The 22,387-nt window shown below is 40.7% G+C and carries 23 protein-coding genes; 13 read left to right on the forward strand and 10 right to left on the reverse strand.

The genetic code is table 11. From position 1 onward, the window contains the following. Positions 1-80 precede the first annotated feature (80 nt). Both ACPZ3T_RS23370 and ACPZ3T_RS23375 read left to right on the forward strand, forming a co-directional pair. Positions 81-1,016, forward strand: coding sequence for an alpha/beta fold hydrolase (locus tag ACPZ3T_RS23370; RefSeq protein WP_490271836.1), 936 nt, complete (start codon positions 81-83; stop codon positions 1,014-1,016). A 227-nt stretch (positions 1,017-1,243) separates the two neighbouring features. Beyond that, positions 1,244-2,224, forward strand: coding sequence for a protochlorophyllide reductase (locus tag ACPZ3T_RS23375; RefSeq protein WP_490271837.1), 981 nt, complete (start codon positions 1,244-1,246; stop codon positions 2,222-2,224). A 116-nt stretch (positions 2,225-2,340) separates the two neighbouring features. Here ACPZ3T_RS23375 and ACPZ3T_RS23380 read toward each other — a convergent pair whose 3' ends face one another. Beyond that, on the reverse strand, positions 2,341-4,437 hold the full coding sequence (locus ACPZ3T_RS23380) for an NAD(P)/FAD-dependent oxidoreductase (RefSeq protein ID WP_490271838.1): 2,097 nt from the start codon (positions 4,435-4,437) through the stop codon (positions 2,341-2,343). 161 nt (positions 4,438-4,598) lie between these two features. On the opposite strand from ACPZ3T_RS23380, the gene ACPZ3T_RS23385 reads away from it, so the two are divergent. After that, the gene (locus ACPZ3T_RS23385; protein ID WP_490271839.1) at positions 4,599-4,832 is read left to right on the forward strand and encodes a hypothetical protein; all 234 of its coding nucleotides are present in this window, start codon (positions 4,599-4,601) and stop codon (positions 4,830-4,832) included. 383 nt (positions 4,833-5,215) lie between these two features. Then, complete coding sequence (locus tag ACPZ3T_RS23390) at positions 5,216-6,049, forward strand: ArsR/SmtB family transcription factor (RefSeq protein ID WP_490271840.1); 834 nt, start codon at positions 5,216-5,218, stop codon at positions 6,047-6,049. Here the strand turns inward: ACPZ3T_RS23390 and ACPZ3T_RS23395 are convergent. The 3 genes from ACPZ3T_RS23395 to ACPZ3T_RS23405 form a co-directional block, all read right to left on the reverse strand. Then, on the reverse strand, positions 6,017-6,208 hold the full coding sequence (locus ACPZ3T_RS23395; RefSeq protein ID WP_490271841.1) for a hypothetical protein: 192 nt from the start codon (positions 6,206-6,208) through the stop codon (positions 6,017-6,019). The genes ACPZ3T_RS23390 and ACPZ3T_RS23395 overlap by 33 nt on opposite strands. Positions 6,209-6,494: 286 nt before the next feature. After that, positions 6,495-7,127 carry a dTMP kinase gene (gene tmk / locus ACPZ3T_RS23400; RefSeq protein ID WP_490271842.1) on the reverse strand — a complete coding sequence of 211 codons (633 nt, stop codon included), beginning with the start codon at positions 7,125-7,127 and terminating at the stop codon, positions 6,495-6,497. Between the two features lie 88 nt (positions 7,128-7,215). Further along, positions 7,216-7,935, reverse strand: coding sequence for a cation diffusion facilitator family transporter (locus ACPZ3T_RS23405; RefSeq protein ID WP_490271843.1), 720 nt, complete (start codon positions 7,933-7,935; stop codon positions 7,216-7,218). A 781-nt stretch (positions 7,936-8,716) separates the two neighbouring features. Here ACPZ3T_RS23405 and ACPZ3T_RS23410 point away from each other — a divergent pair. From ACPZ3T_RS23410 to ACPZ3T_RS23420, 3 genes are all read left to right on the forward strand, one after another. Then, the gene (locus ACPZ3T_RS23410; protein WP_490271844.1) at positions 8,717-8,944 is read left to right on the forward strand and encodes a hypothetical protein; all 228 of its coding nucleotides are present in this window, start codon (positions 8,717-8,719) and stop codon (positions 8,942-8,944) included. Positions 8,945-9,134: 190 nt separating this feature from the next. Continuing rightward, positions 9,135-10,415, forward strand: a complete 1,281-nt coding sequence (locus tag ACPZ3T_RS23415) for an acetyltransferase (protein ID WP_490271845.1) — start codon at positions 9,135-9,137, stop codon at positions 10,413-10,415. A 9-nt stretch (positions 10,416-10,424) separates the two neighbouring features. Further along, the gene (locus tag ACPZ3T_RS23420) at positions 10,425-10,949 is read left to right on the forward strand and encodes a hypothetical protein (RefSeq protein ID WP_490271846.1); all 525 of its coding nucleotides are present in this window, start codon (positions 10,425-10,427) and stop codon (positions 10,947-10,949) included. A gap of 450 nt (positions 10,950-11,399) precedes the next feature. On the opposite strand, the gene ACPZ3T_RS23425 is transcribed toward ACPZ3T_RS23420, so the two are convergent. From ACPZ3T_RS23425 to psbH, 4 genes are all read right to left on the reverse strand, one after another. After that, positions 11,400-12,131, reverse strand: a complete 732-nt coding sequence (locus ACPZ3T_RS23425; protein ID WP_490271847.1) for a carbonic anhydrase — start codon at positions 12,129-12,131, stop codon at positions 11,400-11,402. Between the two features lie 93 nt (positions 12,132-12,224). Beyond that, complete coding sequence (pth, locus tag ACPZ3T_RS23430; protein ID WP_490271848.1) at positions 12,225-12,863, reverse strand: aminoacyl-tRNA hydrolase; 639 nt, start codon at positions 12,861-12,863, stop codon at positions 12,225-12,227. Between the two features lie 237 nt (positions 12,864-13,100). Continuing rightward, positions 13,101-13,373: a TatA/E family twin arginine-targeting protein translocase gene (locus tag ACPZ3T_RS23435; RefSeq protein WP_490271849.1), complete on the reverse strand. Its 273-nt coding sequence runs from the start codon at positions 13,371-13,373 to the stop codon at positions 13,101-13,103. Positions 13,374-13,584: 211 nt separating this feature from the next. After that, positions 13,585-13,773, reverse strand: a complete 189-nt coding sequence (psbH, locus tag ACPZ3T_RS23440) for a photosystem II reaction center phosphoprotein PsbH (RefSeq protein WP_490271850.1) — start codon at positions 13,771-13,773, stop codon at positions 13,585-13,587. A 96-nt stretch (positions 13,774-13,869) separates the two neighbouring features. On the opposite strand from psbH, the gene psbN reads away from it, so the two are divergent. Continuing rightward, entirely contained in the window at positions 13,870-14,001 is a 132-nt protein-coding gene (gene psbN, locus ACPZ3T_RS23445) for a photosystem II reaction center protein PsbN (protein WP_490271851.1), read from the forward strand. Positions 14,002-14,094: 93 nt separating this feature from the next. Here the strand turns inward: psbN and ACPZ3T_RS23450 are convergent, their stop codons facing one another. Further along, positions 14,095-17,346, reverse strand: coding sequence for an alpha-mannosidase (locus tag ACPZ3T_RS23450; protein WP_490277343.1), 3,252 nt, complete (start codon positions 17,344-17,346; stop codon positions 14,095-14,097). Positions 17,347-17,518: 172 nt separating this feature from the next. On the opposite strand from ACPZ3T_RS23450, the gene ACPZ3T_RS23455 reads away from it, so the two are divergent. Together ACPZ3T_RS23455 and ACPZ3T_RS23460 are read left to right on the forward strand one after the other, a co-directional pair. Next, the gene (locus tag ACPZ3T_RS23455; RefSeq protein WP_490271852.1) at positions 17,519-19,048 is read left to right on the forward strand and encodes a hypothetical protein; all 1,530 of its coding nucleotides are present in this window, start codon (positions 17,519-17,521) and stop codon (positions 19,046-19,048) included. 232 nt (positions 19,049-19,280) lie between these two features. Further along, positions 19,281-19,502, forward strand: a complete 222-nt coding sequence (locus ACPZ3T_RS23460; RefSeq protein ID WP_490271853.1) for a hypothetical protein — start codon at positions 19,281-19,283, stop codon at positions 19,500-19,502. A gap of 307 nt (positions 19,503-19,809) precedes the next feature. Here ACPZ3T_RS23460 and ybiA read toward each other — a convergent pair whose 3' ends face one another. Beyond that, the gene (gene ybiA, locus ACPZ3T_RS23465) at positions 19,810-20,307 is read right to left on the reverse strand and encodes a riboflavin biosynthesis intermediates N-glycosidase (protein ID WP_490271854.1); all 498 of its coding nucleotides are present in this window, start codon (positions 20,305-20,307) and stop codon (positions 19,810-19,812) included. A 161-nt stretch (positions 20,308-20,468) separates the two neighbouring features. Between ybiA and ACPZ3T_RS23470 the strand changes: the two genes are divergently transcribed. From ACPZ3T_RS23470 to ACPZ3T_RS23480, 3 genes are all read left to right on the forward strand, one after another. Then, positions 20,469-20,591, forward strand: a complete 123-nt coding sequence (locus tag ACPZ3T_RS23470; protein WP_490271855.1) for a DUF2243 domain-containing protein — start codon at positions 20,469-20,471, stop codon at positions 20,589-20,591. A gap of 225 nt (positions 20,592-20,816) precedes the next feature. Next, positions 20,817-21,479, forward strand: coding sequence for an RNA-guided endonuclease InsQ/TnpB family protein (locus ACPZ3T_RS23475; RefSeq protein WP_490271856.1), 663 nt, complete (start codon positions 20,817-20,819; stop codon positions 21,477-21,479). 59 nt (positions 21,480-21,538) lie between these two features. Continuing rightward, on the forward strand, positions 21,539-22,333 hold the full coding sequence (locus tag ACPZ3T_RS23480; protein WP_490271763.1) for an IS5 family transposase: 795 nt from the start codon (positions 21,539-21,541) through the stop codon (positions 22,331-22,333). The last annotated feature ends 54 nt before the right edge of the window (positions 22,334-22,387 follow it).

Genomic DNA, 22,387 nt, shown 5'->3' on the forward strand with positions numbered 1-22,387 from the left:
ACCATTGTCGAATGAACCTCAGCCATGATAATAATTAGACTTCTACAAACTACCTGCAAGATTTTTGAGATTATTCATCGATGAAAGATTGGTGGCAAGCTACGTTTCCCAAGGGGAGACAAACTTTAATTATTAGCGATGTTCATGGTTATCCTGTGCAGATTGCCTATGGTGAAAGAGGTACAGGTAAACCACTATTTTTAATACATGGCATGGGTAATTGGAGCTATAATTGGCGTTATAGCATAGCTCCTTTATCTGAACATTTTCGCGTCATTTGTTTTGATACCAAAGGATTTGGTTTTTCTGATAAACCTTGGTGGCGACGAGAACAAAACGGGCATCAAGTCATTGAGTTAGCAAGAATTATTCAAACATTATGTGATGAACCAGCCATCATTGTTGGCGAATCAATTGGGGCATTAATTTCTTTAGGTTTAGCTCAAAAAAATCCCGAATTAATCGGTAGGTTAGTTGTGATGAATGCGCCTATCTTTGCAGAACGCCTACCTCATTGGGCAATGGAAATCCTCTCCCAAACTCCCCTAGAACTCTTACAGGCAATTGATCATTTGCGTTTGGCTTATTTGTTCGCACCCTTAGTGCGAGAAATTATGGCCATAGAAAGGCGCAAAGTTCTATTTAATCCTTCTATTCTCACCCCAGAAGATATCTATTGGATTAGTTATCCATTTATTGAAATTCCTGGTACGCTGGTGAAAGTGGCAGAAGAATTACAAATAGCCGCCAGAGAAATTAAGCATTCCCAAGCGAACAAACCCAATATACTGACTGAAATTCAAAGTAATCTGCATAGTATCAATTGTCCCACATTAATTTTGTGGGGCGATAGCGATCGCTGGTTTCCTGCGACTCATGGCGAAAGATTACATCAATGTCTACCTAATTCTCAATTGCAAATTCTAGATAACTGCTGCCATGATGCCTCAACTGATGCCGCCAAAGTCGTCAATCAAGCAATTGTAAAATTCATCCAAGATACCAATTTTGTCTAAAAATGTATCAAGATGTTGAGAGATTTTAAAAATTGGTAATAGATAAAAAAAATTTACAACTTATGCAAAAAAATATTAAGTTATCAAACCCTTTTAATTCCTACCTTTTCACCTCCTAAGCTCTACCTTCTGGCTCTTGCCTACGAAAAACAGCATAGCTGAGGGCAAACATGGTATGAGATCATAAAAAAACCAAACTAAACGCAAGTTAGAGAAGTCCCAAGAGAATGGAAGCACCCAAAACAGTTGTAATTACAGGCACATCTTCAGGGGTCGGATTATACGCCGCCAAAGCCATGGCCAAGAGAAACTGGCACGTAGTTATGGCCTGCCGGGATATTGAAAAAACTCAAAAAGCTGCCCAATCTGCGGGAATCCCCCAGAGTAGCTACACTATTATTCCCGTTGACTTAGCATCTTTAGGAAGTGTGCGTTATTTTGTGCAGAACTTCCGCGCCACTGGTAGAACCTTAGATGCGTTGGTGTGCAATGCGGCAATTTATATGCCTTTAATTAAAGAGCCATTACGCAGCCCAGAAGGATACGAGTTAACCATGGCCACCAATCATCTTGGCCATTTTCTGCTGTGTAACCTGATGTTGGAAGATTTGAAAAAATCATCTTCTCAACCGAGACTGGTAATTTTAGGAACAGTCACCCATAACCCCAACGAACTCGGAGGCAAAATTCCCCCACGTCCCGACTTAGGAGACTTGAAAGGTTTTGCTGAGGGCTTTAAAGATCCGATTACCATGATTGATGGTAAGAAGTTTGAACCGGTGAAAGCTTATAAAGATAGCAAAGTCTGCAATATTCTCACTATGCGGGAATTGCATCGCCGATATCACGAGTCTACAGGCATTATTTTCAATTCTCTCTATCCGGGATGTGTAGCCACAACAGCATTATTCCGTAACCACTATCCTTTATTTCAGAAATTATTCCCCATCTTCCAAAGATATATTACTGGCGGATTTGTCTCTGAGGAACTAGCCGGGGAACGGGTAGCAATGGTGACAGCTGATCCTGAATATGCCCAATCTGGTGTTTATTGGAGTTGGGGAAATCGTCAAAAGAAAGATCGGGAATCTTTTGTACAGCAAGTTTCCCCCCAGGCTAGCGATGATGCGAAAGCCAAGTTGATGTGGGATTTAAGTGAAAACTTAGTTGGACTTGCCCCAGTGACTTCTGGTGCTGTTGCCAGATAATTACGAGTTTGCGTAAAGCCCTCTTTGGTGAGACGCTGACGCGATCGCCATGCTGTGGATTTTGAAGCCCCTTCTTTTCAAGAAGGAGCTTCAAAATCCAAAATTGCTTGACTTTGTTAATTTTGAATTTTGAATTTTGAATTTTGAATTGGTAAATTGTGATTTGCCACCTGTTGGGGCGATCGCGGTCTACCTGTGGCGATCGCATAGTTTATACTGAGTAACCACAGCCATAATCCCGGATAACGGGGTTTTAGTTGGGGTTTTACCCAGATGAGAAAACTAGGCAACCAACCACTTAATACAGCACTTACTAGAGCATAACGACCAAAATTTAGATAATTTCCTAACCACCTGAGTAAATCTCTTGGCCCCGCTAGTTCCCAAATCCACCACAATAAAGCAGGATTTTTCCGAGCAGCTTTGAGTGCTAGACGGTTAAATGTTAACCAATCACACCTATCTTTGATGAAATTATCGGCTATCTCTGGAGGTTCATCCGCTAATAAGCCAAAGAAGGTATTCAGCATAGCATTAACGCGCTGGGGTGCTAAAAATCTCCCCGTAGGAACCATCATCCCTTTAGAAAATAGCCAAGTTACAGAAACATTGCTTTGGTAAGCACGAATTAAGTTTAAATGGCGTTTAGTTAACAAATCATGCTCTAAGGCTACCTGTAATAGAGTAGTCAGACGCTCTAAGTTACGCACCAAAGAACCAAAGCCAGTAAATACCAAGGGTGATTGTAAAGATGCAGCATCACCAATGGCAATTAATCGATCAAAGGCGACTTGGCGATCGCTACCACTGACGCTAAAATGCCCCGGTATATAGCCAAATGTTGGTTTTTTCCACACCAATTTCTCCATATCACATCGGCGATACTCCGGCAAAATTGTGAAGAAATCTTCATACATCTCCAACAAAGAACCAGGATTTGTGGCGTTGACTTCGTGGTAATGAAATAGATAAATTGTCAGTTCTTCCCCCGCACCGGGAAAAAGTTCCCAAATTAACTGCCTACCCCGCGAAATATCACCGTGACTATAAAGCACATCTCCATATTGAGAATCCCACACCCCAGGCTCAAATCCTTTGTCGATGACTGCTCCTACTGTGGGACAAACACTATCAAAGGCACGTCCACCGTTTAACTGCCAAGCGATGGGGGAAGCCGTTCCCATTGCATCTACTAACAGCCTGCCACTCACCTGCTTTTCTTGTTGCGTAGTTAAATCCTTGACAGTAACTACAACTTGTGATTTATCAATATCAGCCCGGAGAAATTCCGTTTCATCCCAGATTTCCCCACCTGCGGCTTTTAACTTCTCTCCACACAGCCGCAGTAATTTATCTGAGTCTAGAGATAAATTTAACACCGTGGGCGTATGCAAGATAGGCGATCGCAATTTCACTGGGTTATTGCCATCAAAAAACTTATTAAATCCGTCCTGATATTCCCGGAGAATAATCGTTTCTAATTCGGCTGGTGTCAATAAATCCAAGTTGACCAAACTTTGAATTTCATCACGGGAAATATTCCATTCCCGATTCATCCGTCCAAAAGCCAGACGTTCCACCAGTAGCACTTTATAACCCAATTGCGCCATCACCGCCGCATGAATTACCCCCAGCGCACCGCCAATATAAATCAAGTCATATTGAGAACTGTTTTCTGTTCCCTCAACCCCGTTCTTTGAACAAAACAGCACCTGGCGCGGTTGCTGAGGATTTCGCACCCCTTCCCGCCATCTTTGTTCCCACCAATAAGCGCGCTTGAGGTCATATTCTCCGTTGGGCATTTTTTGAAAAAATTTTACCGTCAGAGGATAATCAGGGGCTAATGCCTCAAAAATCGACTGTTGAGATAAATCAATTGCTGGCGGTTCTGGATAGTCATGGGGAAAACGTTGCCTGATTTGTGTCGTTAACCTTTGCAGTAGAGTTTTTTCTTCGGGAAGTGGTGCATCTGCCCAACGAAAAACCTTCAGATAAGTAGTTCTCTGGACAGACCAGACAAATACAGAAATTTCTTTCGGTAATTTTTCGTAAAAATTAGTCCCACCTGTTGTATATTTACTAGATAATTTCAGGCAGAATCCATCTGGAGTCAGTATTTTCTCCCAATTTACTGGGTCAAACTCTGATTGCAGCCAACTGCGTACAGCTGCCGTGTCTGACATAGGAACTTCGAGATAAAGGATTTCTTTCATGTTTTTCTGACATCTCCGGTCAATCTACTTATCCAGGCAGATATGCGAAAGGCATAAAGTACGCTAAACTCCGCCCTATCGGTTTTAATAAAGATTCGGTAAAGAATTTTTAATAATTTGTCAAATTTTTTTCCATTTTGTAAATTTAATAAACCCACGCCATGAATTATCCCATTCCAGACAGTCCTCAAGAAATCTTTGCTTTAAAACAACAGCCAGTAGATGAAGAATTAGTTGCCTCTGCGATCGCGGGAGTCATTAAAATTGTCCGTTCTCAAGGGCAATCTTTAGAAGAATTAACCGCACAGCTGCTAGCTGATGATACGCTATTAGACAAACAACAACGCCGATGGCTGACTAAATTAGTGAGCCAGGCTTGGGAGAGTTTCACCTGAAATGGTAGCAAGTAGTCTTCCTCAAGGGATTGCCTAGTAGTTAGGGGAGCATTGAACCCACCACCAACTAATTGCAAGCAATATAATTAGGGATTCTTTCGCTAAGAAACCGCAAGATTTCTCAACGTATCCAGATTCAGCCCAAGAATCACCGCCCTACAAGTGCGGTGAGTGTCAACTCCCATGATTAACGATCATGATAATTAAAACGAGGGGGAGGAGGCGAGAGACGCTCGCCTCCTCCCCCTCACCACTGCATGATTATCATTCTTATATCTAAGGCTTTGAGTATTTTAGCTCATTGACAAAACACTCTTTTATTTAACCCCTCACGAGTGGTACAAAGATATGTGATTCTCAAAAAATTCTGTTATTCTAGAATTATGGAAATAACAGACACAGTTAAATATGCAGGTATTTTCGCTGCATTAGGAGCAGAGCCAAGATTAAAAATTATGCGGTTGCTGTTTGCAGCTTATCCAGATGGGATGATTGTAGGCGAGATTCAAGAAAAACTAAACATCCCGAACTCGACTCTATCGCATCATTTGGAAAAACTGCGGGCTGAGGATTTAGTTAATTGCCGCAAAGACAAGCAATACCTTTGGTATTCAGCCAATGCTGAAATCATGGAAGATTTGCTGTCATTTCTTTACATGGGGAAATCAACCAACGATACACCTACACAGGAAGGATTTATGCTAAAAAGCTTTTTTGAGCCTATTGCGACAAAAATTTTTGGGTTGATGTCCGACAGATTTTATCTCAGGGGTTATGAAAGATTTACCCAAAAAGCGATCGCATCAATTAATATTGCTCAAATAGAAACTAGACGCTTGAGACATAACTATATTGGCACAGAACAACTATTGGTAGGATTAGTTGCTGAAGATAGTGGTTTGGCTTCTCAATTTCTCACTGCTGTGGGAGTGAGTTGGGAAAATGTGCAAATAGAGGAAGAAAAAATAATTGGTAGGGGTAAAGGATTAACGCCTGTAGATATTCCCTTTACACCCAGAGCAAAGAAAGTATTAGAACTAGCAGTAGAAGAATCTCAACAGTTAGGTGTTAGCTATATTGATACAGAACATATGCTGTTAGGTGTTCTCCGTGAAGGGGTAGGAGGAACAACAAAAGGAGTAGCAATTAGGATTCTGCAAAATTTGGGAGTAAATCTGCTTTCTTTAGAACAACAATTGCGAAATACTTTGGCTTAGTTGGTAAGTCCATAGACTATAAGCACCATTCTCAATCAGCGTAGGGTGGGCAATGTTCACAATATCAGGTGTAGGTTTTTTACGGTGTGTACCAGAAACCTTGGTTTTGGGGTGTAGGGGTGTAAGGGTAGGGTGTTGACTTTGATAAGATTTACTCATTTTTTATTCATACAGTTTTGGTGTCATCATGGGTGAACCAAATTCAATGAGTAATAAGTAAGAAGTAATAAGTAATGGGTATTTAGTCATTACTCATTACTTATTACTCATTACTTAAAGAAGGAAAGGATTGTGCATGAATTTTTTACCCCTGAAAAGGTACAGAGTCAACAGCCTAGTGTAAGGGTGTAGGGGTTAGTAAAACGATTATTCTTTCGTTAGTCTGAGAATCATTACTCACTGCTTGGTAAAAAACCTACACTTGTGAGCTAGACTATACACCCTGTCAAAATTCTGGAAAATGCGCGTGTAAAACTTCTTGAATCGTTTTGTGTACAGTTGCTTTACTCAAACTACCATCAACTCTGACAATGTGTGCAGGTGAGGAAGCGGCTAAATCTCCATAGCCTTGCTGTACACGACGATGAAAGGCAATAGTTTCTTGTTCGATGCGGTCTAATCCTAGTCCATCCCCACGCTTTCGGGCAAGTCCTACTTCCACATCTACATCTAGCCATATAGTTAAATCACTAGTTAACCCACCAGTAGCAATATGATTTAGCTGGTGAATTAAATTCATGTCCAAACCGCGACCATAACCTTGGTAAGCAATGGTAGAGTCAACATAGCGATCGCACAAAACATATTTCCCTGCGCTTAAATTAGGGATTAATTCTTGGGCGACGTGTTGAGCGCGATCGGCAGCATATAATAATAGTTCTGTCACTTCAGCTACAGGCTGATCCTGTTTATTTTCTAGTAACAAACGCCGCAAATGTACACCTAACTCCGTTCCTCCTGGTTCACGGGTGATAATTACAGAAATGCCCAAACTTTGTAGCCACTCTGCACAAAGCTGCATTTGGCTAGTTTTACCACAACCTTCTACCCCTTCAAATACAATTAATCTGCCACCCATGCTGTTTTATTTTTGCCGACGTTTTACCAGTCTACGGCATAGGAGGATGAATCAGATAAAATATCATAGTCGCCCAGTAATGAAAACATCACACCAGCTCCTCTAAAGTCGGAAATAATAGCTTTTCTGCTTGCTGGCGATCGCTACAATCTTCAGTTTTCACATCACAAATGCAAGTCACATCAGTAATTTGACCGCGCAAACACTGTACACTCTGCATCACTAAATAAGCTGCAAATGTAGCTATTAATACCGCTACAATTAAACTGATGACACCATCCGCCCAAGTCCAATTTAACCAAATCACTGCGATCGCTGCTAACACTGCCCCCACTGAACTGGCTATATCTGCTAACAAATGTAGTAAAGCTCCTCTCATATTCAGGTCATGATGACTACATTTGTGCAAGCATTTGGCGTTAAAAACGTTAACAGCTAAACCAATCATGGCAGTTGTTAACATTGGTACACCAAGAATCTCTGTGCTGGGAGATTGCAACCGCTCTAATGCTTCTTTAATAATCCAGCCAGCAACAGCCGCTAGACTGATGCCATTAATCAAGGCTGCTAGGACTTCTAAGCGATAGCGTCCAAGTATAGTTTTCTGGGATATACATTGAGATAACCAAGCGGCAACCAATGCTAAACCTAACGCTGCTACATCGGAAAAAATGTGTTCAGCATCAGCTAAAAGCGATAAGCTATGACTCCAAATTCCCATTCCTAGTTCTATGCAAAAAAAAACACTAAGTAAAAGTAAGGCAGTCCAAAGAGTCTGAACTTTCTGCTGTAGGTGGGTTGATGTCATTGCAACTAATCACTCTATATTTACTAACATTTGCTAACAAATACTTCTTGCTTCACCTTAGAAGTGTCGGCACTATCTAGTCCACAAGCTGTCACGGTCGAACTGACCGCAATCTTCACGCCACTGGCGACAACTTTGTCAACCAAAGCAACGCAGTGACTCAAATCTCGGTAACATTCAAATCCAAAGTGTTCACACTGGAAAACACCCTCTTGAAGTGATATAGATTCCTTTTTTTTCCTTCTTTGTTCCACAGTGGGAACAGGTTTTACATGGTCGGGGCATCCTCCATTGGGTTAGGTGATGTCAGACAGGCTACGTCTGAAATCGCGGTTTGAGCCTAGAATCCCCCAAATTAAATTCGGGGGAGTATGTCAATTTATCAAAAGTTTCTCATCAAATTAGCTTTAATTTATCAATAGCTAATTTGTATTATTCAAGTTAACTTATAAAAGCCAATCATTAGACTAAAAGCTAACACATCTATCGGAAGATAGATAATTTTGTTTTTCTATTCTCCAGGATAAAAATCAAATTTTCAATAATAAATTAGCTAAATTTTATATCAAAAATATAAAATTTACTAATATAAAAAACTCTGGTACAAAGTAACAAATACTCATACAATAAGCTGTTAGTTGCTGCTGGTAGCAATTAAGTTTTGAGCGAGTGAAATTTGAGAGTTATGAGCTTAGAGAAAGCGAAAGGTTAAAACTTTCGTTTTAGATTTTCGATTTACTCGATCAAATAAACTTGGCAAACTATTAGGTATCAAGGAATAATGTTAAAACGTCGCACAATACTGGCTGGGTTAACAGTCTTAGGCTTCACGCTGGCTATCAGTACAAAAGTTTATGGACAATCTACTACCGGGCCAGATGCTTGGGAGACTGTCTACAATGATGCTGTCGCTGGGGCAACAACGACAATTTCAGTGCCACTTTTAGGATTTTTATTATCATTTGTCCTCAACATCTTCTTCAATTTGGCAGGTTTTTGGGGCGGTTAATTCTTTGTCTCATATTTCAACAGAAAAAGAGTCTAAATAGAGGCTTTTGCAGTGTAGTTTTTTGGTAATTTATTGCCTCTGTAAACGCTTTGGGTCTTGTCGCCAGACATTGTCTCAATAAATTCTTCATTCATCAACGCAGATTATCCCATAGCTAAATATTCCATAACTCGTGAGGACTTTTCTTTCTATGTTCAAACCTCGCACAATTTTTAGTGCCTTAAGTGCAATTATCCTAGTATTTGCGATCAGCACACAGATATATATACAACCCGCAGTAGCTGTTGGAGTAACGTGTAATCCAACTTTGGGAAACCTACCCATATGCCCAAGTACAGCACCTGCTGCGACAGCTAGTTTCATTGACCCAACTGCAATCATCACCAATCCCACAAATATCACCTTGGGCGAAAAAGTCTATGTCGCCCCATTTGCCCAGTTAGACGCTACTCATGCACCTATTAGTATCGCCGCAGATTCTAATGCTCAAGACCAAGTGAAAATCATCGCTTCGGGAACGGGAGTGCAGATTGGTGAGCGTGTCATCATGGCACACATGGCCGTTGTTAAAGGTGCAGCCAAAATCGGTACTCAAGGTTCAACCGGGCCTTTTAGTGACCCAGTTACCAATACTCAGTTTAGTAACACTGTTCCAGAGACATTTCTCGCTTTCAACTGTGAAATAGATGGCGCAACTATAGAAAAAAACACAGTAGTCAACTTTCTCGCGCGGGTTGGCCCTGGTGTTACCTTACCCTCTGGTAAAGTTGTCTTGCCTGGTAAAAACGTCACAACTAATCTAGAAGCGAATAGCGGCCTCCTGGGGAAAGTAGCAAACTTAACACAAGCCGATATTGCATTAATGGAAGGCATCATAGAAGTTAATGAAGCATTTGCCCAAGGATATACAGACTTAGCTAGAGCAGACTTGACCAACATAACAGGAATTAATTATGCTCCTGTCACTGCTTTTAACTCCGGGGGTCTGCCAGAGGTAGGTGGAATTGCCACTCGTGATCCTAACTATCGTAACCGCATCATCGGTAATATTACTTTCCAAGATTCTTTAGCAACGCTTAACAACAAACTAGCTAATAGAATTTCGTTACGTGCTGATGAAGGTGAACCTTTTAATGTTGGACACATTGCTGGAATGGCCAATGATGTTGTCTTTCACGCTTTAGAAACAAGTAGTTTGACTCTTGGTAATGGAGTTGGTTATGGGCCTCGCGCTCTGATTCATGGCGGTAGACAGGTTGTCAATGGTGTTGCTAATGGCCCTGAAACCAGCATCGGTGATGCTGTAGGTCTAGCACCGAACTCTGTTATTTTCCGCGCCAGCATTGGCGAAAGATCAGCAATTGGGCAAAGAAGCGCAGTCTTCAATTCGACATTACCTCCCAGAACCCATGTCCGTTCTAGAGTCATCTATGCCGATAACGGTAGCCTGATTTTACCTGTGGAGTGGTAAGCAATTAAGATGAATCGGAAAATATTGTCGCTAGTGCAATTACAATGCCTACGATTGATTGTGTTGTTCACTTTGATATTCGGACTGATATTAAGTGTTGATAGCGGTTCAAGTTTAGCTGCTGAAATCACCTCCAATCAGCCTGAAATGGTACAACCGCCAGTGATGGGACTTGTCTCTACATTGTCGGATGAGGTCGAGGAATTACCATCAGAGATGATTCGCTGGTCAACTTACTGGCAACTTTGTTGGGAACTATATCCCGAAGCAAAAGCATACGAACTACAAAAGGTGCTTGCGGAAGGGAAATCTCCCAAGTTGCAACGTCAAAGCGATCGCTGTTTTCGTATCCAAGCTGCATCTAATGAAAACCAAAAATCACAAGGATTACTCAACCGTGATTTAATCTTGTTAATGCACAAAATTCAGCTTGGTTATCGAGTGCGTGCTGTTTTAGATAGTAACCGTTTCAGTGAATGGTCGCAAGTAATGGCAGTTGGTGCAACTACTGTGTCTGAAACAAATGGGGTGTAGGGGTGTAGGGGTTTAGGGGTAGGCTGTTGACTCTGTACCTTTTCAGGGGTGAAAAATTCATGCACAATCCTTTTCTTCTTTAAGTAATGAGTAATAAGTAATGAGTAATGAGTAAATAGCCATTACTTATTACTTATTACTTATTGAATTTGGTTCACCGATGATGACACCAAAACTGTATGAATAAAGAATAGGTAAATCTCATCAAAGTCAACACCCTAGTTTATACCAATTCACAAAAAACTTGATACAGATGCAAACGCTAAAAGGTAAGCTGAGTCTCACTTTCTTAATTTTGAATTTTGAATTTTGAATTTTGAATTGGTATTAGGGGTGGATAATTTTGTGGGCGTTAAAGTCCTTAGTGATTATTTGCAGCCAAAACCTGGACTGAAAAGCAACCCAATTTCCCCAACCCTACCCCCTACCAAGGAACTGTTTGAGCAAACCCTAATTCAAAATAGAAACCTTGCCTGTATCAATATCGTAAGCTGCGCCAACGATTTTTACCTTACCCTGACGTACTAACTTTGCTAATATCGTTGACCTTTTGAGTAACTTGGCAGCTTGGTATTGAATATTGGCAATAACTCCAGCTTCTTCAATATCTTGAGATGTTCTTTTTAAATTGGCTAAGGCTGGTTTGATGCCTTCAACCACATAGCCAATTCTACCGGGAAGCGGTTGATTTTTGATGGCGGCGGCAACAGCACCGCATTTTTTATGCCCCAATACTACAATTAACTGTGAACCCAACACAGATGTAGCATATTCTATACTGCCAATAGCCATGTCACTGGCGACATTACCAGCGACTCGCACCACAAATAAATCCCCAAGTCCTTGATCAAAAATAATTTCCGTTGGTACTCTAGAATCTGCACACCCCAATATAGTCGCAAAAGGATACTGACCTTGGGTAACTGCTCGTAGACGGTTTCGTGATTGATTAGGATATTGGGGGCGACGTTCTACAAACCTTTGATTACCATCCAGCAGCCGTTTTAGTGCCTGTTGCGGATTAACTACATTCGGTGTAGCTGGATTAATATCAGCAATGGTAGTTTCTTGTGTGTTTTTAATCAGACTACCACCTATAGTAGTAGCTGCCACAGCTAAACCGCTACCACCTGCTAACAACAAGAAATTACGACGACCGATAAATCCATTGATTCGACTCATTAATTTACCTGACAACGTTTGTGTTGTTAACAGGAAGATATCAGAATTAGAGATGCGATAAGAGTACCTTGGTACACGGTTTAAGATTAAATTTTACTTAGAAAGCTCAATAGTTTGACTATTACAACGATTCATAGCTTTTTCTACTCCTTGTTTAAGGCTGAGTTCTACACATTCACCTACGAACTGGAGTACAGCAGACATAAGCTTGCTTTCGGCTGGGGTAAATTTTCCTAAGACATAGGAAACAGTATCTGAGTTATCGTTACTAGCGGAATTTTTGGGTTTACTGATACCGATACGCAAGCGGGGGAAATTTTGCGTGTTAAGATGAGCGATCGCACTTTTCATCCCATTATGTCCACCAGCCGAACCAGACAACCGCAGGCGGGTTTTACCCAAAGGCAAGTCTAAATCATCGTAAATCACTAGCACAGACTCTGGTGCTAACTTGTACCAGCTTGTTACCGCTTGGATAGACTGTCCTGAGCGATTCATATAAGTTAAGGGCTTTAATAAGCGAATCTTCACACCTCCAGGTGCAGTCCCTTCACCATATTCTCCTTGAAACTTACGATTTTCTGCCAAGGAAATCTGCCAGGAACGAGCTAGAGCATCAACAGCCGCAAAGCCGATATTATGGCGCGTTTGGTCATATTTAGGCTCTGGATTCCCCAACCCCACAATCAGTTGAGGAATCACTAAAGCCGATGGCGTAACAGTTTCTGTCATCTTCTTTATCAATCAATTCCCAGCAGTTAGTTGTCCCAATTCTTCAAAATTCATCCACCAATCCAAATGCACAAATAGTTGTGATGTATGGCTCTTTTAATTTTGTTTTAAGTAGAACGGTGTAAATAATTAAAGGTTTGTAGTAAGGACTTTAGTCCTGATGAGAGGACTAAAGTCCTTACTACGAACTAAATGCAATTTTTTTTACATTAGGCTATTTTGAATTTTGAATTGGTATTACGTGACGGGAGTAGAACCAGTACTATCCTGCTCTGATTTAGTTCCTTCAATTTTCTTTGGCTCAAGTTCCGCAGTAGTTTTTACAGCCTGTTCCAATTGTTCAGCTTCCCGCTTGAACTCACTTTGAAACTCATTAGAGGCTTCTTGAAAACCGCGAATTGCTTTACCTAAACTCCGTCCAATTTCTGGCAACTTTTTGGGGCCAAAAATTAACAGTGCCACAACCATAATGAGAGCCATTTCCGGTAAACCGATACCAAAAATATTCACGCGGTGTCTCCTCTTTAAATGTGTATGCAGTTGCTAGTGGTTGAATGGGCATTCGGCAAACAGGGCATTGGGGTAAAAAATCCTCTGCTTTGATTGTCAATTCCCTCACCATATTAAGACTAACTTTTTCAGAGGCAAAGCCACAAAAAAACCCGGACAAGCCGGGTAGAGGTTTGCTAATTATGTCAGCTTAGTTGCTGTGTATTAGTATCTACCAGCCAACGATGACATCCTGAATCAGAATTGACTTATTGTAAAGTTGCAGGATAATCAGCAAGAAAACGAAGAATAGACCCATAAAAATAGCCATTACTGGAGTTGTTCCCCAGCCAGGAGCTACTTTACCATACTCAGAATTTAAAGGTCTCAGGATATCTCCCAACCTAGTCCGTTGTGCCATAGTTCACCTAAGATTCACCTAAGATTAGTTGCCAAAGCTTTTTTTAATCTTCTGTAATATTCTATAAGAATAACACTCATAATCTATAAATCACTTATGGAACCCGCAATAGTTCTTATCATTTCTGTGGCTGTGATCATTGTTGGCATTACTGGGTATGGAGTTTATACCTCTTTTGGCCCTCCCAGCAAGGAATTGGCAGATCCTTTTGAGGATCATGAGGATTAGGACTGGGAAGGGGCAGGGGGCAGGGGGCAGGGGAGACAAGGGAGACAAGGGAGACAAGGGAAGGGGGACAAGCGGGACAAGGAGTTAAATTTGTCAAGTGTCAATTGTTATTAATTGATAACTGGCTATTTTCCAGGGTGAGATTATGGATTTTTGTTGCTGAGATGAGAGTTCGTTAGTGGCACGTTCTAATAAGTCTACTGGTTCACCTAGGGTTAAATCTAAGTCACTCTGTAAAGATAATTCTGCTGTTGTTCCCTGAGACTCGTAACACCGGAGAATGAATTTATCTGGTTCGTCTTCAGATGGTTTTACAGCCATCAAAACTAGATTTTCGGCTGATAAATCTAAGAAACTTACCTTGTCGTGCTGAGGCAGTGGGGATTGGGTATTGGGCATTGGGGTGTGAATGGGATGAAAAATAATCTGTAGGGGGATGTTTAATTCATAACCACGTCTTACTGTCTGGGCAGTTTCCCAGCTACCCGCATGAGGATACAAGGCATAAGTAAATTCATGTAAGCCTCTGTCGGCTGTAGGATCTGGCCATTGGGGACTGCGTAAGAGGGTGAGGCGTAGTTGTTGGGGTTGAGCATCGTATCCATATTTACAATCATTTAGTAAGCTTACACCGTAAATATCCTGATGATTTGTAGATGTCAAATTAGCCCAACGTAAGGCGGGAACTTCCCATTTGGCTTTATCTTGGGGGGTTTCGGGTTGGGTGGGGCGGCGAATTGCACCGCAGGGGATTTCGTAGGTAGCAAAGTCAGATGTAACAGCTAGAGGGAAAGCGGTTTTGACTAAAACTTGATTTTCTTGCCAATTGACTCTAGAGGTAATTTTTAATAGGGGTGACTCGGCTGATAAAATATAATCTTGAGAAAATTCTGATTCTCCTAACTGCCGCACTACACGCACACGACTTTGAACTAGTCCTTGTTCTATCCAAGTAATAGACTTGAGGTTAGTTGCAGGGAGAGGATGCTGGCTGTAATTGGGGTCTATATTCCAAGCATCCCAATATTGCCCACTGTCTTTAAAGCCTTGTAATTGATTACCTGCACCGTTTAGTATTTCTCGTTGATGGATTTTGTCAAAGACACTCGATAAATCGCCGGTATCGGGATCTATAATCACTCGCAGGTATTGATTTTCTAAAATAAATTCTGGTGGTGTGGGTAATGGGGGAGATGTGGAAGTTGTAGGGGAAAGCCAAAATAGCCGATAGCCTACGGGGGGAATATCGGCAGCAAGAAAGAGTAGGGTTGAAGACTCAGATAATTGGGAGATGAGTTCTTCTCCTGTGGTGTCGTAAATTTGGTATTGTTGATTGGTTGTAGGTAAGGAGATAGAGACTACCTCAGAGCGTTGCCAGTTGAGAGCATTAAAAACAAAAATTGGTAAACTATCGGGATGTGGTGGCTTTGGTAGGGTAAAGTGGGATGCGATCGCCTTTAATGAATCCTCTAATATCTTCGTTCCTACCTGTTGCACTTGTTCCCACTGGGGTAAGGCATCTTCATAAACTTGGGTAATAGAAGAACCCGGTAAAATATCGTGAAATTGATGAAATAATACTGTTTTCCAAGCATTTTCAATTGCAAGCTTGGGATATTCCACCCCACAGAGAATTTTAGCGAAACTAGCAAAGAGTTCCGCTTGATAGAGTAAATTCTCACTACTCCTATTCCACCGTTTTTGGTCAGCGTGGGTAGTGTAACAACCGCGATGAAATTCTAAATATAGTTCGTCATTCCAAATTGGGAATTGGGCATTGGGAATTGGGCATGGGGAATTAGGCATAGGGTATTGGGGTAGAACCTCCTGTGCTTCCTTGTCTACCTTGTCTACCTTGTCCCCCTTGTCTACCCTGCCCCCTGCCCCCTGCTCCCTGCTCCCTGCCCCCCCTGCTACAATTTCCTCAAGATAATCCTTGGCGGTGATGAATTGTAAATCTGGGAAGAAGGGGGAAGTTTGCCAGCGTTGGGCGGTTTCTAACATATCACGGGTGGGGCCGCCGCCGTGGTCGCCCACACCAGGTAGCCAAAGGGATGTGGTTAAATGAGTTTGGGCTTGCCATTCTAGAGAGTAGGCTGCCATTTTTACGGGGTCGATACCTTCGCCAATGGGTGCAGACATATAACTAAATATTTGGCTACCGTCTGGCGATCGCCACCAAAAAGCCCCATAATCAAATTTATTGGTATCGTTCCACCGTAGTTTTTGGGTGACAAAGTATTTAATGCCAGCTTGCTGTAAAAACTGGGGTAAGGTGGCACAAAAACCAAAGGTGTCAGGAGTCCATACTACAGTTGTCAGGTTGCCGAATTTCTCTTGAGTGTAGCGTTGACCATACAATAACTGACGTACTAAAGATTCCCCAGCTAGTAAGTTTAAATCTGGTTCTACCCAAAACCCCCCGACAATTTCCCACAGGCCATCAGCTACTTTTTGCTGAATAATTTTAAATAAATCTGGGCGATGTTCTTCAACCCAAGCATACATGGCTGGGGTGGAATGAGAGAAAATTAATTCGGGGAAATCTTGCTGTAGTTTCAGGACGGACTCAAAGGTGTTTTGGGCAGCATTCCAAGTTTCACTGACAGGCCATAGCCATGCTAAATCTAGATGGGCGTGTCCTAATAGGTAGATTTTATCAATGAATAGGGATGTATCCAGATGATTTATGAGTTGTTGACGTAGGGTAATCAGAGTTTCTGGAGTGTGGCTGGAGAATTGATTGATAATAGATGCTAGGGTATCTAGTTTTTCTGGAGCGGATTTTTCTAGATATAGTTCTAATATTGCCAATTCATCGGCAACAAAACCGGGGTCAGGATGATTATAGTCTGTAGACTCATAGATGAGGAGCGATCGCACCAATGCCCCATCACAATGTCCTGGACTGACTAACCGCACAGCCACAGTAAATTCTTCCCCTGGTGTTACCCCTGGACTGAGCAAAATTCTCGGCGCACAATCAAATAAATCTCCTGCTAAGACTAATTCCCCATTTACATAAATTTTGGCTGAGTCTGCCCACCACAACAACGACAACCGCAACGATAAACCCGTGATAGGATACCCCTGTAAATCTTGGGGAACTAGGAATTTCTGAGCTAGCCATAATACTTTCTGTCCCCCTGTCCAAGCAATGTTACCTTTGGGGTTTAACTCAACAGGTAGCCAGTTAGACAAATCAGTTGGACAAAAATTAGTAATATTTGGATCAGAATCTTGGTATAACCAAGTAGACTGAGTGTTAACTTGACAGTATGCCCGCAATTTAGCGATCGCATCTGAGATTAATTTTTTCTGGGGATGAGATAGGGGAGTAGTCATATTTTGGTTAAAATTAGATAAATTACAATAATTATTAGTACAGTTTGCCGTAAATCTAGCGATCGTCTCAGATAAAGAAAAGCTCATAAAACCAGCCTTCTTTATTCTCACTTTTGCCTTATTTCTAGGAGTCTCACCAATCAATCAGGCTCAACTTTATTCATTTACTATCATGTCTTCTGGTCGTTATCAAAGTAGACTTTTTAACCTTGTCCACCAGCAATCTCGGCGGTTGACAACGCAGTGGGAAAGTACCTTCCGACATTTGCAAGTTGCTACTAAGTGGGGTGTAGAATTAATTCTGTATCCCGTATATTTATTTTTGCAATCAGCCGATACAACTGTAAAAAAACTTTCATCTAAAGCACCATCTTCTCAGCCCAATTTATCACCAAATTATCAAGATTTTTCCCCACAAAATCCTCCCTCTGCTGATACAGCCATTCAGAATATACTAGAGGCTGTTGAGCATCTACCCCATGCAGAAACTACAGTTATTTCTAGAAACATCTCCAAATTATGGCAACCTGTGCAGTTGTTTTGGTCGAAATTTTTTGATCATCCCACAAATAACTCCCATTTTTCTCAACCCTTAACTATTCCCCACAAAACTGCACAAAGTATCACACCTACCAGCCAAAATGATGTTTTTAAACATCAACTTTCAGGAGTGCGAGGAATTGCCACAAGTTTGCTCAATCGCCAGTTAGTGCTTGTCAACCTTGAAAATGAAACATTGGATATTTTCACCCCAGAACAACAAGCAAAAATATCTCAAATTATTACTAATGAACTTGCTGATCATCAGCATGAATTGCAGTTACCTCAAACCGAGTCAAAACCACAAATATTAACCAAATTTCAGCGTATATTAACTAAATTAACAGGTAAACATACAGTTAATCTACCTTTATTAACTGACAGCATACCTAAAATTATTACCTCTCTAGACACAGCATTTGCACAATTAGAAACAAAAGCTATTGTACCGAGCCAAGAAATTATGCGAGTTACCCAAACTCACATCAATATTTTTGTTTACGGTAAAGAACAGCTAGTTAATAGAGGAGACATAGCTGTCACTGCTGATGATTTAGCATCTGAAAAACTAAACATCTCTGCTTTAATAGAAGCAGCTATCAATTACTTTTTTGGTATCGGTAAAAGTAAAAATTTAAACGCGCGAGGTGCTAAGGATAAAGCATTATCTCAAAGCAGTGACGAACCCTGGCTCAATTGGAATGATTTGTATGGTGAAACTCCAACACTTCCTGGCGAAACTACTCAACCACTATTAAAAATCAATCCAGGTATTGTTCCTAACCCATCCACAGGCTTATCTTGGCAACAAAAAATGGGGATACCACCATCAAAAGGTAATTCTTTTTTAGTACCACGCAAAAAACAATCACAACACCTTACCCGCTTTCATAAAACATCGGGAAAAATCACGACTAAACAAGCAATTAAAACTGCTATCTCTCCCTTCACAAAGGATAGTAAAATTAGAGAAATTTCACCCCAGCAACTTCACCAGTCAGAAGATAAACCAGACTGGATAGACACTCAAGCTACTCCAGTCGGCTACGAAAAGCATCTACTCGAACAAGTATTAGAATTGCTTGATCGTGCTATGGTATGGCTAGAAGAAAGAGTAGTCAAGATTTTTCACAGGTTACAAAGTTTATGGCGTGGTAAATAATCAACAGAGGACGAAAATATTAAGTAAAATTAAAAATTATTAATAAAACTATATTAAATAATGTCAAAATATGCGATTGTTTGTAGTAAGGACTTTAGTCCTATCCTCCGTAGTGAACACTACAAAGATTTCATTTTGATTGTTTTTGGTGTTTCTTTGCGTGAAAATTATTGTTTACTGTAAATACTTCAATTTTAAGAATCCACTTGATAAACCAAAAATTGAAAGATTTGTGGTGAACTTACCACAAATTCCCAAAGTTGGTGAAACAATTGTAGTTGAAAGAATTTCAACTCAAAAACAGTTTGTAATTATTTTTGAGTATATTGTCACCGCAGTGCAGTTAAACGCTTCTGATTCGGCTGATACTGCGGATGCTCAAATCCATGCTTGTTTAAATCATTGTTGGGAAGGAACATCCAATTTTAAAGTGACAAATTTTCTAGAAAAATAACTGCCGCATCTGGCATATTTTTTACAGCACTTTTGAAGTAAGTGAGGTACACCATGAGTATTAAGTAATGAGTAATAAGTAGTGAGTAATAAGTAAATTTTTTAGTGATTACTCATTAATTTTTTCAATCAGTTGCTGTACCTCATAAACATCGAATCTGGTGTATGTAGGGTGTGTGACGCAGCCAAAGTATTGCAACTTAGTCATGACATTGGTAGCGTCACGCACCAACCAACCATTGTGATACTTAATTAAATCTCTTATTGATTTTGTAACATTTAAGACTTGACACACCACTAGGGAATTTTTAATTTGAAAGTTGTTCCTCCCAGGAATCACCGGACGATGCTGATAATAGGTGTAGCCTAGACAAGTCTTCCCGCACACTCATCAGAACTTTACCGAGATGATTTTGGCCAGTTTTATCTGCTCCACAACCCCAAAAGTAATCGGTGGGTGAATTTTCTACTAAAACCTCATTTCCAGTACTCAGCAGTGTTTCCTGAATATCCCTATGGGTGAGAAACTTTTTGAATACCGCTTCTCGCATCACCTGGGTTTTGACTATATCCCAGTCTGAGCGTAGTCTGCGGCTAGTACATCTTCCCAAAGCAGCCGCCTCTTCTGGAGTTTTAGCTGCATGAATTACGGGGATAATAACTGCATCGACACTACCAACAAATTTTTGTGCCTGATAGTAATGCTCTACTGTTGGCCAGTAAGTACCATGAATTTCAATACCGTGAGGAGAAAAGTTAGAAAAACAACCAAAAGGTTGCCAAACTTTATAAAAGTAAATGGTCATTTGAAAATTTTTCTTTTATCAATATATCCATTTTCTATAATGCCTGTATATGTCAGTCATCAGTGATCTACTTGAGACTGAAAGCTAGTATTTACCTAATGACAGAAGCTATTGTGAGCCTCAAAATTCTATTCTGGGGGAAAATATCTCTGGGGTTGACAATGGTAACGAATAGTCAAATTTCCCATAACCGTCTACCACTAATTACGGCAGGAATTTTTTTAGGTTTGGGACTAGGTGGTTTTGTAGATGGTATTTTACTACATCAAATTTTACCTGAGTGATGCGTAAAGCCCCCAAGTATGAGGTACAAAACTTATTGGTTTTGTACCTCATACGTCTTTTAAGTGGGGGATATAAGCGAAGGTGGGGGTTTTAACCCGCCCGTAGCATCATACATTGCTATATTGTAGAATTGTGATATTGCTGTAAAGTTGAGATACAGAAAATATGCGCGTAGTAACAATTAGAGATAATTGCATAATATGTACGGTTGCCAGCAAGTTTTAATGAAGCCAAGTAATGAACTTGCTGCAATCCTTGAGTTTATTTGTAGTGAGGCAAATAAACTCACTAATTGCGGCATATATTTGGCAAGACAAGTATTTCTAAAAACTGGTAAAATCATCACTAAATTTGACTTGCACAAAGAATACAAGCAAAATAAACACTTTCAGGCGTTGTATTCACAAGCAGCACAGCAAGTATTAACCACAGTAGGGGAATCATTTCAATCATTCAAACAACTCAAGAAATCTCACTTTGAAGGTAAGCTAGGGCAAAGACCTAGATTACCTAACTACAGAAAAAAAGGTGGCTTAACTCTCATCGCTTACCCCAAACAACACTTAAAACTGATTAACGGTCAAATTCGTATACCCTTGGGTAATCTAGTAAAAACTTGGTTTGGTATTGATTCATTTATAATACCAATGCCCAGTAATTTAGATTATCTAAAAATCAAAGAATTACGGATATTGCCCCGTAACGGTTGTTTTTATGCTGAGTTTATCTACAAGCTAGAAGGATCAAAACCCGATTTAGACTACACGTTAGCATTGGGGATAGATCATGGTATCGACAATTGGCTAACTTGTATTTCTAATGCAGGAACTAGCTTAATTGTAGATGGTCGCAAAGTTAAAAGCTTAGAGGATGTTTGGAAAGTCTAAAAAAACTCCAGTAACTGTATTCTGTCAGTAGATAAAAAAGCGACAGGGTTACTAGAGCAATGTCTACATCATATCCAACAGACCTGACAGATGAACAATGGGAATTGTTATCAAATCTGATACCGCCTGAAAATCTAGGGTGTCGTCCTCGTTGTGTTGATCTACGTGGGGTGGTTAGTGCTATCTTTTATATTCTTTGTGCGGGTTGTGCATGGCGAATGTTGCCGCATGACTTTCCGAAGTGGCAAACGGTCTACTACTATTTCCGCAAATGGCGAATGGATGGTACATGGGAAGGTATGAATCATAAGCTACAACAATGGGTGCGGGTTGTGGAAAACCGAGAAGCTAATCCCAGTGCGGCAATAGTCGATTGCCAATCTGTGGATAATGGAACAATGGTGTCAAAGGATGTTGGTTTTGATTCAGGTAAGTTAGTAAAAGGACGTAAACGCCATTTGCTGGTTGACACCCTGGGATTGGTCTTAATGGTTGTAGTGACATCAGCATATGAATCTGATAAAGCTGGAGCAAAGAAATTATTTGCACAAGCCTACAACAGGATCAGCGATCGCCTGACACGGTTAGTTTGTATTTGGGTTGATGCTGGATACCAAGGTGAGGGATTTATGAAATGGGTGATGGACACTTACCATTGGATTTTAGCGGTTGTACGTCGTCCAACTGATACCAAAGGCTTTGTTCTACTGCCAAGACGTTGGGTTGTTGAGCGCAGTTTTGGTTGGTTTAATTGGTGTCGCCGGTTAAGTAAAGACTACGAAATTTTACCGCAGACCCATGAAACATTTGTACAAGTCGCAATGATTCGGTTAATGCTGAGAAGACTTGCTTGATTGATTAGTTTCATACTTTCCAAACATCCTCTTAGGCGATTTAGTGTAAATTTA

It is taken from the genome of Aliinostoc maniaoense (assembly GCF_058172895.1).

Coding starts and splice junctions, on each gene's coding strand:
- ACPZ3T_RS23370 (WP_490271836.1), top strand. CDS start 81: ATGAAAGATTGGTGGCAAGCTACGTTTCCCAAGGGGAGACAAACTTTA.
- ACPZ3T_RS23375 (WP_490271837.1), top strand. CDS start 1,244: ATGGAAGCACCCAAAACAGTTGTAATTACAGGCACATCTTCAGGGGTC.
- ACPZ3T_RS23380 (WP_490271838.1), bottom strand. CDS start 4,437: ATGAAAGAAATCCTTTATCTCGAAGTTCCTATGTCAGACACGGCAGCT.
- ACPZ3T_RS23385 (WP_490271839.1), top strand. CDS start 4,599: ATGAATTATCCCATTCCAGACAGTCCTCAAGAAATCTTTGCTTTAAAA.
- ACPZ3T_RS23390 (WP_490271840.1), top strand. CDS start 5,216: ATGGAAATAACAGACACAGTTAAATATGCAGGTATTTTCGCTGCATTA.
- ACPZ3T_RS23395 (WP_490271841.1), bottom strand. CDS start 6,208: ATGAGTAAATCTTATCAAAGTCAACACCCTACCCTTACACCCCTACAC.
- tmk (WP_490271842.1), bottom strand. CDS start 7,127: ATGGGTGGCAGATTAATTGTATTTGAAGGGGTAGAAGGTTGTGGTAAA.
- ACPZ3T_RS23405 (WP_490271843.1), bottom strand. CDS start 7,935: ATGACATCAACCCACCTACAGCAGAAAGTTCAGACTCTTTGGACTGCC.
- ACPZ3T_RS23410 (WP_490271844.1), top strand. CDS start 8,717: ATGTTAAAACGTCGCACAATACTGGCTGGGTTAACAGTCTTAGGCTTC.
- ACPZ3T_RS23415 (WP_490271845.1), top strand. CDS start 9,135: ATGTTCAAACCTCGCACAATTTTTAGTGCCTTAAGTGCAATTATCCTA.
- ACPZ3T_RS23420 (WP_490271846.1), top strand. CDS start 10,425: ATGAATCGGAAAATATTGTCGCTAGTGCAATTACAATGCCTACGATTG.
- ACPZ3T_RS23425 (WP_490271847.1), bottom strand. CDS start 12,131: ATGAGTCGAATCAATGGATTTATCGGTCGTCGTAATTTCTTGTTGTTA.
- pth (WP_490271848.1), bottom strand. CDS start 12,863: ATGACAGAAACTGTTACGCCATCGGCTTTAGTGATTCCTCAACTGATT.
- psbH (WP_490271850.1), bottom strand. CDS start 13,773: ATGGCACAACGGACTAGGTTGGGAGATATCCTGAGACCTTTAAATTCT.
- psbN (WP_490271851.1), top strand. CDS start 13,870: ATGGAACCCGCAATAGTTCTTATCATTTCTGTGGCTGTGATCATTGTT.
- ACPZ3T_RS23450 (WP_490277343.1), bottom strand. CDS start 17,346: ATGACTACTCCCCTATCTCATCCCCAGAAAAAATTAATCTCAGATGCG.
- ACPZ3T_RS23455 (WP_490271852.1), top strand. CDS start 17,519: ATGTCTTCTGGTCGTTATCAAAGTAGACTTTTTAACCTTGTCCACCAG.
- ybiA (WP_490271854.1), bottom strand. CDS start 20,307: ATGACCATTTACTTTTATAAAGTTTGGCAACCTTTTGGTTGTTTTTCT.
- ACPZ3T_RS23470 (WP_490271855.1), top strand. CDS start 20,469: ATGGTAACGAATAGTCAAATTTCCCATAACCGTCTACCACTAATTACG.
- ACPZ3T_RS23475 (WP_490271856.1), top strand. CDS start 20,817: ATGAAGCCAAGTAATGAACTTGCTGCAATCCTTGAGTTTATTTGTAGT.
- ACPZ3T_RS23480 (WP_490271763.1), top strand. CDS start 21,539: ATGTCTACATCATATCCAACAGACCTGACAGATGAACAATGGGAATTG.